This is a genomic window from Lelliottia wanjuensis, assembly GCF_030238365.1.
In the GTDB taxonomy this organism is placed as follows: Bacteria; Pseudomonadota; Gammaproteobacteria; order Enterobacterales; family Enterobacteriaceae; genus Enterobacter; species Enterobacter wanjuensis.
Map to the genome: position 1 here is coordinate 111,918 of NZ_JASSOT010000064.1, position 12,630 is coordinate 124,547.

Annotated in this window: 14 protein-coding genes and 1 pseudogene; 10 read left to right on the top strand and 5 right to left on the bottom strand. The window is 53.3% G+C overall.

Annotation, left to right across the window (positions count from 1 at the left end):
* Nucleotides 1-319 precede the first annotated feature (319 nt).
* The 3 genes from QQF33_RS16845 to ybbA form a co-directional block, all read right to left on the bottom strand.
* A complete protein-coding gene (locus QQF33_RS16845) occupies nucleotides 320-1,471 on the bottom strand; it encodes a porin (RefSeq protein ID WP_285158359.1) in 1,152 nt (383 codons plus the stop codon).
* A 176-nt stretch (nucleotides 1,472-1,647) separates the two neighbouring features.
* Nucleotides 1,648-4,062, bottom strand: coding sequence for a putative ABC transporter permease subunit YbbP (gene ybbP, locus QQF33_RS16850; RefSeq protein WP_285158262.1), 2,415 nt, complete (start codon nucleotides 4,060-4,062; stop codon nucleotides 1,648-1,650).
* Entirely contained in the window at nucleotides 4,059-4,745 is a 687-nt protein-coding gene (gene ybbA / locus QQF33_RS16855) for a putative ABC transporter ATP-binding protein YbbA (protein WP_285158263.1), read from the bottom strand. The genes ybbP and ybbA overlap by 4 nt, the downstream gene beginning before the upstream one ends.
* Here ybbA and tesA point away from each other — a divergent pair.
* Genes tesA through QQF33_RS16870 form a run of 3 tightly spaced genes read left to right on the top strand, consistent with a single transcriptional unit; the run spans nucleotide 4,713 to nucleotide 7,052 of the window.
* A complete protein-coding gene (gene tesA, locus QQF33_RS16860) occupies nucleotides 4,713-5,339 on the top strand; it encodes a multifunctional acyl-CoA thioesterase I/protease I/lysophospholipase L1 (protein WP_100780759.1) in 627 nt (208 codons plus the stop codon). The two genes, ybbA and tesA, sit on opposite strands and share 33 nt — an antisense overlap.
* Nucleotides 5,329-6,138 carry an SDR family oxidoreductase gene (locus QQF33_RS16865; RefSeq protein ID WP_282492571.1) on the top strand — a complete coding sequence of 270 codons (810 nt, stop codon included), beginning with the start codon at nucleotides 5,329-5,331 and terminating at the stop codon, nucleotides 6,136-6,138. The genes tesA and QQF33_RS16865 overlap by 11 nt, the downstream gene beginning before the upstream one ends.
* A 59-nt stretch (nucleotides 6,139-6,197) precedes the next feature.
* Nucleotides 6,198-7,052, top strand: coding sequence for a co-chaperone YbbN (locus QQF33_RS16870; RefSeq protein ID WP_285150532.1), 855 nt, complete (start codon nucleotides 6,198-6,200; stop codon nucleotides 7,050-7,052).
* Nucleotides 7,053-7,158: 106 nt separating this feature from the next.
* On the opposite strand, the gene fetB is transcribed toward QQF33_RS16870, so the two are convergent.
* A complete protein-coding gene (gene fetB / locus QQF33_RS16875) occupies nucleotides 7,159-7,941 on the bottom strand; it encodes an iron efflux ABC transporter permease subunit FetB (protein ID WP_285150533.1) in 783 nt (260 codons plus the stop codon).
* The gene (fetA, locus tag QQF33_RS16880; RefSeq protein ID WP_285146747.1) at nucleotides 7,928-8,605 is read right to left on the bottom strand and encodes an iron efflux ABC transporter ATP-binding subunit FetA; all 678 of its coding nucleotides are present in this window, start codon (nucleotides 8,603-8,605) and stop codon (nucleotides 7,928-7,930) included. Before fetA ends, fetB begins: the two co-directional genes overlap by 14 nt.
* 151 nt (nucleotides 8,606-8,756) lie before the next feature.
* Here fetA and QQF33_RS16885 point away from each other — a divergent pair.
* The 7 genes and pseudogenes from QQF33_RS16885 to QQF33_RS16915 form a co-directional block, all read left to right on the top strand.
* Nucleotides 8,757-9,107, top strand: a pseudogene (locus QQF33_RS16885) (SPFH domain-containing protein); the annotation flags it as partial.
* A gap of 99 nt (nucleotides 9,108-9,206) precedes the next feature.
* Complete coding sequence (locus QQF33_RS16890; RefSeq protein ID WP_285158264.1) at nucleotides 9,207-9,686, top strand: hypothetical protein; 480 nt, start codon at nucleotides 9,207-9,209, stop codon at nucleotides 9,684-9,686.
* A gap of 98 nt (nucleotides 9,687-9,784) precedes the next feature.
* Nucleotides 9,785-10,300 carry a hypothetical protein gene (locus QQF33_RS16895; RefSeq protein WP_285158265.1) on the top strand — a complete coding sequence of 172 codons (516 nt, stop codon included), beginning with the start codon at nucleotides 9,785-9,787 and terminating at the stop codon, nucleotides 10,298-10,300.
* 12 nt (nucleotides 10,301-10,312) lie between these two features.
* Nucleotides 10,313-10,588 (top strand): hypothetical protein, encoded by a 276-nt coding sequence (locus QQF33_RS16900; protein WP_285158266.1) that lies wholly within the window; start codon nucleotides 10,313-10,315, stop codon nucleotides 10,586-10,588.
* 107 nt (nucleotides 10,589-10,695) lie between these two features.
* Nucleotides 10,696-11,034, top strand: a complete 339-nt coding sequence (locus tag QQF33_RS16905) for a hypothetical protein (protein WP_285158267.1) — start codon at nucleotides 10,696-10,698, stop codon at nucleotides 11,032-11,034.
* A 219-nt stretch (nucleotides 11,035-11,253) separates the two neighbouring features.
* Entirely contained in the window at nucleotides 11,254-11,496 is a 243-nt protein-coding gene (locus tag QQF33_RS16910) for a hypothetical protein (RefSeq protein ID WP_285158268.1), read from the top strand.
* 396 nt (nucleotides 11,497-11,892) lie between these two features.
* Nucleotides 11,893-12,630, top strand: a complete 738-nt coding sequence (locus tag QQF33_RS16915; protein ID WP_285158269.1) for a hypothetical protein — start codon at nucleotides 11,893-11,895, stop codon at nucleotides 12,628-12,630.

Here is a 12,630-nt window from a genome sequence, read left to right on the forward strand (position 1 = left end):
TGATGTTGCGGAATATGTCGTTGAATGTGCAGGAGATTGGGATATGCGATTTGTGGGAAAGGGTAGTCCGTGCGCGCATGATGCCGGGCGGCACTGCGTTTGCCCGGCCTACAAATTCAAGCACGATTTGGGTTTTGTAGCCCCGGTAAGCGAAGCGCCACCGGGGACAAACCGCACAGTCCGTAGCCCCGGTAAGCGAAGCGCCACCGGGGACAAACCGCACAGTCCGTAGCCCCGGTAAGCGAAGCGCCACCGGGGACAAACCGCACAGTCCGTAGCCCCGGTAAGCGCAGCGCCACCGGGGACAAACGGCTCCGACTTAGAAGTCGTAACGCAGACGCACCAGGTTCATATCACCCAGATCGTCGGTGCTGGAGGTAAACACGTGCTCATAATCCACGCGGAAACCGTAATCCAGCTGGAAGCTCACACCCACGCCGTTGTCGGTGCGCTGATAGTTGCGGCCATTCACATACTCAATACGATCGCCCATCACATACGGCTGAACAGATTTCAGCGCGTACTGACCGACCGGGATTTTATAGCCCGCGAAGTACTCAATACCCCAGGCATCACCGGCGAAGTAGTCGTTCACCGACACTTTTTTGGTGGTCATGAAGTTCTGGTACCAGCCGCCGCCTGCGGAGAAGGTCCAGTTGTCCGGGGTCCAGCTCAGCGCTGTACCGAGGATGTTCTGGTCGTAAGATTTGCTGTCGCCGTTATCCGGGTTACGCATATCCGCACGGGTGTAGTTCCACGCCGTACCCCAGGTCAGATCGGTGGTCAGGTGGTAATCGATACCCAGTGAGCCGCCGCCTTTACGCTTGTAACGCAGGCCGTTACCCGGCAGGTATTCACCGTCTTCGAACAGGTAAGATGCGTAGATGTCAGCATCACCCACGGTTTTCTTATATTTCAGCATCTTGCGTGAACGATAAGAACCGTCGTAGTCGCCATTGATGCCGTTACCCGGAGCCTGACCGATCATGTCGTAGTCCCAGATATCGGTTTTCGCGCCGACCACATCGTAGTACACGCTGTTCTGTTGACCGAAGGTCAGCGTACCCCAGGTCGCGCTTTTCAGGCCGGTGTAGAGCATACGGCGAGAAGTATCGTTTGCACCTTCGGCGTAGTGGTTATCCCAGTCAAACAGCGCCGGAATGTTCACACCCAGCTCGTAGTAGCTGATCCAGCTGATATCATCGAACAGGTAGTAATCTGAGGCGAAACGGAAACGGGTGCCGCCGTCGAAGCCGTTACGTTTGTAAGAACCTTTGTCGCCGTCGCCCGTCATCATGTTGAACTGAGGACGAATACTGCCGCCGACGGTGAAGTTAAGACGGCTGAGCGGATCGCCCGCCTGCGGGTCTTGCTTCAGTAAAGTGATTTCCGCTTGTGCTGCGAAAGACGCCAGTGCCACTGCCGCGCCGATCGTTACCGCCAGCGCTGTTTTTTTTATGGTCATTATTATTCCTTGATAGACATACTGCTAACTATTTAGCGCAGGGATAATATCTGGAATTAAACGGGCCGTGTTGTCGGGTTTTTAATGATTTGTGCTGCTAAATGTGGGGGTATTATCGTTTTGTGCTACTAAAGGATTACGCACCAGTCGATAAACCGGTGCGCAATCATCACAGGAGGGAATTAACTGGCAAACTGACGGAACAGCGCCTTACCTTTTAACAGCCGCGTTCCCAGCCAGCCGCCGCACAGGGAGAGCAGCACTGCGCCCGACACCGGCAGGATCAGCCACAGCCGCCAGTCCGGCTCCCACGGGAAGTCGAACACCCTGGTCTGCAGCACGGCCAGCGCAGTTTCCGCGCCTATCGCCGCCACCAGACCGGAGACCAGCCCAAGCAGCGCAAACTCACACCACAGGGTGGTGCGCAGCAGAGTTTTACTCGCCCCGAGCGTGCGATACACCACCAGCTCCTGATGACGCTGACGCATGCCCACCTGCACCTGCGCCAGCAGCAACAGCACGCCACAGGCGGTCACCAGCACCACCATCACCTCCAGCGCACGGCTGACCTGCTCCAGCACCTGGCCGACCTGTTTCAGGATCGCGCCGATATCCAGCAGGCTCACCGTCGGGAACTCACGGTTCAGCTGCGTCAGCATGCCGTTGCCATTTTCCCAGCGGAAGCTGGTCAGCCAGCTTTGCGGCTGACCGTCGAGCGCCCCGGACGGGAAGATAAAGAAGAAGTTCGGACGCAGGCTTTCCCAGTCCACTTTACGCAGGCTGGTCACCTTGGCGCTAAAGTCCTGGGTGTCGCCGGTGAAGGTCACCGTGTCGCCCAGGCCGACGTTCAGACGCGCCGCCAGCCCCTCCTCCATCGACACTTCCCCCGTTTTTGGCGGCCAGCTACCGGCAGTAATCGGGTTGTGGTCCGGGCGTTTGTCCTGCCAGGTCAGATTCAGCTCGCGGTTCAGGGATTCATCCTGATTCCCTTCCGTCGACTTGCCGTTAATTTGCGTCAGGCGCGCGCGAACGATGGGATAGAACGACTCGGGCACAATCTGATGTTCCGCGAGGAAGCCCTTCAGCGGCGTAACCTGTTCCGGCGCGATGTTGATCAGGAAATAGTTCGGGCTTTCCGGCGGGAGCTGCTGCTGCCAGCGGTCGAGCAGATCGCCGCGCAGCACCAGCAGCATCGCCAACAGCATGAAGGAGAGCGAAAACGCCGACAGCTGGCTCAGGGTGGACCACGGCTGGCGCAGCAGGCGATTCACCGCCAGACGTACGGGCAGGGATTTCAGCGTCAGCCCTTTCAGCAGGTTCAGCAACATCCAGCCGAGCACGCCGCACAGCAGCGCCAGCACCACGGCACCGGCCAGCACGGCCCACAGGAGCATACTCCCGCCCATCAGCCAGGCGAGCAACATCACCACCACCACGACCACTACCGGCAGATAAAACTTCAGCGGCCAGACGCTGGCGACCACGTCACGGCGCAACACCCGCAGCGGCTGCGTCGCCAGCAGCAGACGGTACGGACGCAGGCCGACCAGCAGAGAAATCACCACCATCGCGCCGATGGCCCACAGCCACGGCCACAGGCTGGCGGGCGGCAGTTCGGCGGGCAGCACCGGTTTCAGCAACACCATCAGCACTTTTTCAAACAGCAGGCCGATAATCCCGCCGGTGAAGGCGGACAGGATCAGCACCATCAGCCACTGACCGACGATCAGCTTACGCAGCTGCGCCCTGCCCGCGCCGAGGGTTTTCAGGATCGCCACCAGATCGTAGCGGCTGCGACAATAGTGCCCCATCGCCACCGCCACGGCAGCGACGGCCAGCAGCATGGTCAGCAGCGCGGAGAGGAGTAAAAACTGCTGCGAACGCTCGAGAGATTTTCCCAGCGCGCCGTCGTCCTGCTCCATGCCGATCCAACGATGCTCGGGCTTGAGCTGAGGTTTCAGCCAGTTTTCGTAGGCTTCGAGCTTCGCGGGCGTGCCACCGAATTTGTAGCGCCAGGTGACACGGCTCCCCGGCTGCACGGCCCCGGTTTTTGCCACGTCCGCCGTGTTCATCAGCAGACGCGGTGCCATCTGGAACGGGTTAAAGCCGGAGTCCGGCTCCTGCACCACTTCCCCGGCGATTTTCAGCGTGGCGTCGCCGACGTCAATGCTGTCGCCGGTTTTCAGGTTCAGCAGGGCCATCAGGCGTGGCGCGAGTAACACCGAGCCCGCCGTCGGTTTGAGGCCCGGCGGATTGGTTTGCAGATCGCCGTACATCGGATAGACGTCGTCGACGGCTTTGACGCTCGCCAGCTGCGGCGTGTCGGCGGCAAAGGTCATGGTCTGGAAGCTGAGCTGCTGACCGACTTTCAGCCCCTGTTTACGCGCCTCCTCGATCCACGCCTGCGGCACGTCGCGCGAACTGCTGAGCGTGCGGTCGCCCGCCATAAACTCGCGGCTCTGCTGGCTTAGCCCCTTTTCCATGCGGTCGCTGACGCTGCCGAGCGCCAGCACGCAGGCCACCGCCAGACTCAGCGCCAGCCAGACAATCAGCAGCGACGGCGAGCGCCATTCGCGCCAGAACCAGCGGGCAATCATGCTTCCTCCTGCAACTGCCCGTTGACCAGGCGCAGACGGCGGTCGCAGCGGGCCGCCAGCTCAAGGTCGTGCGTGACCAGAATCAGCGTGGTGCCGTGCTCGCGGTTAAGGGAGAAGAGCAAATCGGCAATTTTATCGCCCGTCTGCCGGTCCAGATTGCCGGTCGGTTCATCGGCAAACAGCACCTCCGGGCGACCGTTGAAGGCTCGGGCCAGCGCCACGCGCTGCTGCTCCCCGCCGGACAGCTGCGCCGGAAGGTGATCCAGACGCTTGCCAAGGCCCAGCTGTTCCAGTAGCGCTTTCGCACCGCTGCGGCTTTGGCTGGCGTTTTCCCCGCGCAGCAGGCCCGGCAGTTCGACGTTTTCCAGCGCGTTGAGCGTCGGAATGAGCATGAAAGACTGAAATACAAAGCCGATATGTTTGGCCCGCAGCGCCGCGCGCGCCTCTTCGTCGAGGTTATGCAGCGGCTGGCCGACAAGGTTCACCTCGCCGCTGCTGCCATCGTCCAGCCCGGCCAGAATCGCCAGCAGCGTGGACTTACCGGAACCGGATTCACCAATCAGCGCGATGGTTTCAGCGCGTTTGACAACGAGTTCAACTCCGGTGAGGATGGACAACTCGTGCTCCCCCTGACCGACGGACTTCTTAAGATGATGAACTGCAACAATGTTTTCCGCTGGCATTTGCCCTTCCTGTTTCTGATTCTGATGACCTTTCGTGCCGCTGCGGCGGACACGTTACTGGTGCTGGGTGACAGCCTGAGTGCGGGCTACCGGATGGCGGCCACTGCCGCCTGGCCTGCGCTGCTCAACGATAAGTGGCAGACCCAAACGCCGGTGCTGAATGCCAGCATCAGCGGGGATACGTCCCAGCAGGGGCTTGCGCGCCTGCCTGCCTTGCTCAAACAACATCAACCGCGCTGGGTGCTGGTCGAGCTGGGCGGTAACGACGGTTTACGCGGCTTCCAGCCGCAGCAAACAGAAGAAACCTTACGCAAAATTATTACGGATATTCAGGCGGCTAACGCCCAGCCGCTATTAATGCAAATTCGTCTGCCTGCGAACTACGGACGCCGTTATAATGAGGCCTTTAGCGCCATCTATCCCAAGCTTGCCAAAGAATTCGATATTCCGCTGCTGCCATTTTTCATGGAGGAGGTCTATCTGAAACCGCAATGGATGCAGGATGACGGTATTCACCCCAATCGCGACGCCCAGCCGTTTATTGCCGACTGGATGGCAACGCGACTGGCTCCTCTAGTTAAACATGACTCGTAATACAGCGGAGATCCTGACAGGTAAAGTTATGCAAAAATCGGTCTTAATAACAGGATGTTCCAGCGGAATTGGCCTTGAGAGCGCGCTCGAACTGAAGCGCCAGGGATTTTGGGTATTAGCCGCATGCCGTAAACAAGAAGACGTTGATCGCATGCACAGCAAAGGTTTTCAGGGCGTGCTGCTGGATCTGGACTCGCCAGAAAGCATAGAACGCGCCGCCGCCGAGGTGATCGCTCTGACCGGTAATCGTCTGTACGGCCTGTTTAATAACGCCGGTTTCGGCGTGTACGGCCCGCTGCAAACCATTTCACGCGAGCAGCTTGAGCAGCAATTTTCCGCCAACTTTTTTGGCATCCACCAGCTCACCATGGCGCTGCTCCCGGCGATGCTCCCGCACGGCGAAGGGCGCATTGTGATGACCTCCTCGGTGATGGGGTTGATCTCCACGCCGGGCCGCGGGGCCTATGCCGCCAGCAAATATGCGCTGGAAGCCTGGTCCGATGCGTTACGCATGGAGCTGCGCCACAGCGGGATTAAGGTCAGCCTGATCGAGCCTGGCCCGATTCGCACCCGTTTCACGGAAAACGTGAATCAAACCCAGTCCGACCATCCGGTTGAAAACCCCGGCATCGCCGCACGATTTACCCTCGGACCGGAGGCGGTGGTCGCCAAAGTGCGCCATGCTTTTGAAAGCGAACGGCCAAAAATCCGTTATCCGGTCACCCTCGTGACGCACGCCGTGGGCTGGCTTAAGCGCCTGCTGCCGGGCCGGATGATGGATAAAATTTTACGCGGATGAGTTGAAGCCTGGCTCCTCATCCCCCATGTAATTGTCAAATTGATAAAAGAGAATGCCGTATGTCCGTACAGAATATTGTCAACATCACTGAAGCGAACCTGCATCAGACACTCGAAGTGTCGATGACCAAACCCGTGCTGTTCTATTTCTGGTCCGAGCGCAGCCAGCACTGTCTGGAGCTGACGCCGGTGCTGGAGAGCCTCGCGGCGCAGTACAACGGTCAGTTCCTGCTGGCAAAACTGGACTGCGACGCCGAGCAGATGGTGGCGTCTCAGTTTGGCCTGCGCGCCATTCCGACGGTGTATCTGTTCCAGAACGGTCAGCCGGTCGATGGTTTCCAGGGCCCGCAGCCGGAAGAGGCGATCCGCGCCCTGCTCGACAAAGTGCTGCCGCGTGAAGAAGAGTTGAAAGCGCAGCAGGCACTTGAACTGATTCAGGAAGGCAAGCACGACGAAGCGCTGCCGCTGCTGAAAGAGGCGTGGCAGATGTCGAATCAGGACAGCCAGATTGGTTTGCTGCTGGCGCAGACGCAGATCGAACTGCACCGTTCAGAAGACGCTGAAGCGGTGCTGAAAACCATTCCATTGCAGGACCAGGATACCCGCTATCAGGGCCTGGTGGCGCAGATTGAGCTGCTGAAACAGGCGGCGGATACCCCGGAAATCCAGCAGCTGCAGCAGCAGGTAGCGGAGAACCCGGACGATGCGGGTCTGGCCAGCCAGCTGGCGTTACAGCTGCATCAGGTTGGGCGTAACGAAGAGGCGCTGGAGCTGCTGTTCAGCCATCTGAAAAAGGATCTGGCTGCCGCGGACGGTCAGGCGCGCAAGATGTTCCAGGAGATCCTCGCGGCGCTGGGCACCGGCGATGCGCTGGCGTCGAAGTATCGTCGTCAGCTTTACGCGTTGTTGTATTAATCCCACGCGATGCCACCCGTAGGCCGGGCAAACGCAGTGCCGCCCGGCAAAAATGCCCGGTGGCGCTGCGCTTACCGGGCCTACGAAACCGCGAAAAACCTTCACCTCACCCCGTTTTCTTCAACTGCGTCACCACCAGCTGATGCCGCGAGTTGTAGAATTTCCGATAGGTTAAATAGCAGGCAATAATGGTCGACAGGCTGGCGGTCGAAAGCAGCATAAAGGTCACCATAATCTGATACTTAATCGCTTTCACCGGGTCGATACCGGCGAAAATCAGCCCGGACATCATCCCCGGCAAACTCACCAGCCCGACCGTTTTCGCTGAATCCACCGTTGGGATCAGCGAGGAACGAATACTCTCGCGGATCAGCCGCGCTGACGCCGTTTTCGGCGTGGCTCCCAGGCTCAGCTTCTCCTGGATCTGCTGCTGCTCGCTGCTAAACCGCTGGCCGAGATTGTTGTAGCACAGCCCCACCGCCACCATCGCGTTCCCCGCAATCATCCCCGAGATGGGAATCACCTGCATTGGCGCAAATTCGATCGAGCCCGAGAGGACCAGCACCGTCAGCGTCAGCGCCGTACCCGTGGTAATCGCGATAAACGAAGAGAGAAAGGCTTTGTCGATGTATTTACTGCGCTTTTGCGCATTCCACGCCGCGTTGAAGCAGATAAACAGCACCATCAGCAGCGTCAGCACCGCGTGGTTGACGTTGAAAATGTACTTCAGCACATAGCCGACGATAATCAACTGGATCACCGCGCGGCAAATGCTCCACACGATATCCTTTTCCAGACCGAGCTTTTCCCGGTGGCTGACCAGGATCGCCACCAGCACCAGCACCATCGAAAGGGCCAGCGATTCGTTAGTAATATTATGCTCGTTCACGGTTTGCCTCCTGCATCTTTCCGCCGTGTGCCTGAAGGGTGATCACCTCGTCGGCATGGGCAATCTCACCCGCGTCGTGCGTCACCCACAGCACCGCAATGTTGTTCTCTTTGGCATAGCGATGAATGATCTCATTCACGTTGCGCTTGTTGCTCTCGTCCAGCGCACTGGTCACTTCATCCAGCAGCAAAATTTTCGGCAGAAATTGCAGATTACGAATCAGCGAGACGCGCTGTTTTTCGCCGCCGGAAAGTTCGTTTACGGACTTAGTCAGGGTTTCCTCTGGCAGATTAAAACGCGCCAGATCGGTGATGAATTTTTCCGGTTCCGGCGCTTTATCGCGGATCTGCCAGGGGAAGATCAGATTGTCGTAAACCGTCTCCCCAAACAGGGAAGGCGTTTGCACGCAGTACGAGACCTGCTGGCGGTAGCTCTCAGGTGAAAGCGTCGCGATATCCTTGTCTTCAAAGAAAATGTCCCCTTCGGTCGGGCTGAGCAACGAGGCAATAATCTTCAACAAGGTGCTCTTTCCACAGCCCGACGGCCCGGTAATGAGCCTGAACTCGCCAGGCTGTACGCGAAAATTAATCCCCTGCAATATCGTGGTTTCGCCCACGCGAAAACCGACGTTCCTGAGTTCCAGAAGCGCGTGATTATCCTTCATATCATTTCCCATTTTTTCATTCTGCTTCGTCTCAATATTGTAAACAGGTTAATGGATTAGAGGCGAACTTCCCTTCAATAGTCGATATACTTAAGTTCAACAAACGAGCAATTTTTGTGACTACACGGAATGCAGAACAGGAGGTTTTTTCATGTTGATCGTTATCCCTATCCTTATTTTTGTGGTGCTGGTGATCGTCGGCGCAGGCGTGAAGATCGTGCCACAGGGCTATCAGTGGACGGTCGAACGCTTCGGTCGTTACACCAACACCCTCCAGCCAGGCCTGAGCCTCATCGTCCCGTTCATGGACCGCATCGGGCGTAAAATCAACATGATGGAACAGGTGCTGGATATCCCTTCCCAGGAGATCATCTCGCGCGATAACGCTAACGTCACCATCGATGCCGTCTGCTTTATTCAGGTGATCGACGCGCCGAAAGCCGCCTATGAGGTGAGCAATCTTGAGCTGGCGATCATCAACCTGACGATGACCAACGTACAAGCATAATGATAATCTCTTTTCCGTCCGGTAGAGGACGCTAACTAAACCCGCTTACCACTGACTTCAAAAGCTGGTAAGCAAACGGAAAAGAGAGACACCATGAACAAGTTTGAACTGCTCAAGACTGCACAGAAACACGTTAACCAGGTTAAGCCAGGATTCTGGACACTGACTGTTGAACACAAGACTGTGAGCAACATCGTTAAGGCTGCACCAGGCGTTTACTTAGTAACTCTGAACAGCACTCAGCACCGTTCATTTATGGCTGCTCTGTCCTCTCTGCTGGATAACTTTGAAACCATGTTGAATAGTTTCGAAGAAGTCAAAGTTGTAGAGTTCTGCGGTGTGTCTGTAGAACTTCACGGATATAACCCGAACAGTAAGACTTTCAAATCTTATCGCCTGTTCACTTCTATCAAACGTGATGAAAATTCATTCCTCTATATTCGCAGAGAAATAGAAGGTTTCACCATGCGAGCTATAGACGCTTTTGAACAGATTCAGGGATTACAGAAAGCTAATCCATTGCACAGATTGCAGCTAACCAAATTTGAAGCACTCTTTGCAAATCTGATTTGAAAATGTCACTGGTCAAACTGTTTATTACTTCAATCTTATTACTCGTGCTATTCATGGTAATAGCGCAATACATACTTTATCCATAGGAATCTTTAAACATGAAATCTTCAATCTCAATCGTCGTATTAATGGCAATACTGGCAATCATCCTTAATTCTGGTGTAGTGGCTTATTCGTCTTTGTGGTTCGGTCTGAATATCGTTTTCACAATTATAGTTGTTCTGATTGCTTACCGTAGCAATAAAGAAGATGGTTCCTGGAAATGGGCTATCATCCACCCTTCAATCTATCTCATCATTAAAGATGTGAAGATGAAGAAATTACCTGTTATGGGTATTCTCTCAGCAGTGATTATTATCGGTTCGATTACTTACAGTGCAACCGCTGGAACCACCAAAGCATTAGAAACCGTGGCATGTAGTACGGTCACGAACATTATCAAGGATAAGGATTCTGTAAATGAAATGGGTGAATGTGTAGCTGTTAAGTTTACTGATAAACCTGCTTCTGGTCTCTATTCAGGTAAGGCGTATTTATCCAGTGGTATGACATTGAATGTCACCAGCCAACATAAAGCCGATGGAATGTTATATACCCGTATTAGTTTGTTTTGAGGAAACTTTGAAATGAAAAACTATCATGTAATTGGAATGGTGTTCTTTGCTGGTTTAATGTTAGGTGCAGCTATCCCTGCTCATGCGTATCTTGAGAGTGTACCGCCATATATTACAGGCGTGGATAAAGAAGAATGTTTGATTCTGCTGAACACTGGCGATGAGTATTCTGTAGATTGTGATGAAATGGAATCTTTCAACGTGGGCGATACTGTAACGATGAGTCACCCACAAGGATTGTCTACAATCTATGATGAGGACACAGAAACAGAATCGGATGCAAACTAGGGTCTGTTTCGCGTTTCTAACTGGTAAGTTTCCTTGCGTCTGGTCAATGAAAAGCGTTTTGCTCAGGCGTATAAACATTAGACAAGTTTGAATTGAGGTTGAATGAGATGAATCGTAGTAAGCTTTCCCTGCTGGCTCTGGTGCTCGTGTCACTGTCTGGTGCTGCCACTGCATCAGATTACCCTTTTAGCGCTGCACATGCCGTAACAGAAGCGATTAAGGAAGAGTTTCACCAGGTCTACACCTACAACACGGATTCTTATCACTTGAAAGAATGCTCTACCGCTCTGGATGGTCTGGAAGTGACAACACAGGTTGATAATCCGGTTAACCGTGAACTGTCCAAAAGCTATTACAAGTCTTTCAATGAAGAGTGTTCACAGGTAATCGACAATAAGACCTTTGCTGGATATGCAGACGCTTTAGAGAAGGTGTTACCAAAATGATTCATCACGGTAATAACTGGATAACTGAAAAAGAAGCTGAACGTTTAGGTGTGCATCCAAAACAGATTACGCAGTATTGCTATCAAGATAAACATGGTAAATGGCATGATGCCCAGGGGAGATATTGCACACCACCACGTGAGACACGAGAGAACAAAGCTCTGTTATGGGGTGTAATCGTTGTATTCATAATCCTGTTCCTTATGGTGATTAGTTGAAATGAAAGAGATACTGAATAAACTGCTGAATCTTCTTTCTAAGGATAGAGTAGATATTGTTGAGGAACGTTTTCATTCTGCCATTAAGGAAGGGGAAGAAGTCTATATAAATGGTGGCTGGGGTAAATGGATTGGGTCACACGATGAACGCACATTAACGCACGTGAAATATCTGGATAGATTCAACACCGTGCGTAAACATACTATTCATTCTGGCATGTTCTTAGTAAGGGTTAAATTGTAAATGGCAAGTGGTGTTATTATTGAGCGTAGAGTAATTATTCATTCGTATAGGGCTGATGGTCATCACGTGGTAACTCATCGTAAGCCAGGAACTACAAGGCCTCATGATGAACTTGAGGACTCACAGAAAGCAGCAGAGAAGGAGAGGAAGCGTTTACAGGCCATTGCAAAGCGTAACAATGCTTTTGCAGCCAAACACAAAGAGTGGTAATCAACCATGCTTCATTTTCGTGATGTTTCCGTGATTGGCTTACTCATCATTTTGTTCTTCGGTTTCCTGCACTATACACATGCAGACACGAAAACTTGTGAGAAACAATCCACAACACAGCAGAGTAAGAAATGATTTACGGGGCGCGGTTAAGCGCCCTTCTTATTATCGCAAAGGTTTAGAAAAATGTTTCGTAAACTAGCTTATGTATTCATCGCATTTATTGCACTGGTGTTCATTGGCGGTAATATCTTACCCCATATCACCACAGGCACTATTTACGATAAAGATTCAGCACAATACAATTCTATTGAGCGTTATCTCTCAGGCTCTGTTAATAAGAATGCTTGCAAGAATCTACAAGCTGACGCTGCACCGCTCTGTGTATTCTATTTCACCACTGCATTGCAAAGTGAGTTTATCCAGTTTCATAAAGGCGATGAGAAGCACATCACAATGAAAGCAGGAGACTTTATTTATGAGCGTATGGATTCACAAGGGAGATTGATTTATAAGCTCACAGAGACTCAGGCGGGGCTATATGGCGATAAACTGTCTGAGGTTGCCATTGATTTACACCGTGATGATAAGTTGATTTTGCTTACACTGATTGATAAAGATGGTGACTCATTCCAGACCTTTAGCGCCGTGGGTGATTACCAGCGTCTGCACATGTATGAAGGTTTAGAAGGTGTGAAGGGTGTTGTAAGTGGCAAGAGTGATTATTACTGTAGTGTGACAATGAAGACTGATAATTTTGAAGCAGCGTTATTCACATTCAATGATAACACTGGATGCAAGCATATCAGTTATTTTAAGGAAGGTGACAAATTGAGTATTGTTCACAAGGAAGGTAAACAATCTGGTTTCTATGTTCGTAATGAAAAGAACAAGTTTGAAATGCTGTTGAGTCTGACTAAATAG

What these genes read in the sequence shown, in the direction of transcription:
- ybbP (WP_285158262.1), bottom strand. Translation starts at nt 4,062, where the DNA reads ATGATTGCCCGCTGGTTCTGGCGCGAATGGCGCTCGCCGTCGCTGCTG.
- fetA (WP_285146747.1), bottom strand. Translation starts at nt 8,605, where the DNA reads ATGAAGGATAATCACGCGCTTCTGGAACTCAGGAACGTCGGTTTTCGC.
- QQF33_RS16865 (WP_282492571.1), top strand. Translation starts at nt 5,329, where the DNA reads ATGACTCGTAATACAGCGGAGATCCTGACAGGTAAAGTTATGCAAAAA.
- QQF33_RS16900 (WP_285158266.1), top strand. Translation starts at nt 10,313, where the DNA reads ATGAAAAACTATCATGTAATTGGAATGGTGTTCTTTGCTGGTTTAATG.
- QQF33_RS16895 (WP_285158265.1), top strand. Translation starts at nt 9,785, where the DNA reads ATGAAATCTTCAATCTCAATCGTCGTATTAATGGCAATACTGGCAATC.
- QQF33_RS16915 (WP_285158269.1), top strand. Translation starts at nt 11,893, where the DNA reads ATGTTTCGTAAACTAGCTTATGTATTCATCGCATTTATTGCACTGGTG.
- tesA (WP_100780759.1), top strand. Translation starts at nt 4,713, where the DNA reads ATGATGAACTGCAACAATGTTTTCCGCTGGCATTTGCCCTTCCTGTTT.
- ybbA (WP_285158263.1), bottom strand. Translation starts at nt 4,745, where the DNA reads ATGCCAGCGGAAAACATTGTTGCAGTTCATCATCTTAAGAAGTCCGTC.
- QQF33_RS16870 (WP_285150532.1), top strand. Translation starts at nt 6,198, where the DNA reads ATGTCCGTACAGAATATTGTCAACATCACTGAAGCGAACCTGCATCAG.
- QQF33_RS16890 (WP_285158264.1), top strand. Translation starts at nt 9,207, where the DNA reads ATGAACAAGTTTGAACTGCTCAAGACTGCACAGAAACACGTTAACCAG.
- QQF33_RS16910 (WP_285158268.1), top strand. Translation starts at nt 11,254, where the DNA reads ATGAAAGAGATACTGAATAAACTGCTGAATCTTCTTTCTAAGGATAGA.
- QQF33_RS16905 (WP_285158267.1), top strand. Translation starts at nt 10,696, where the DNA reads ATGAATCGTAGTAAGCTTTCCCTGCTGGCTCTGGTGCTCGTGTCACTG.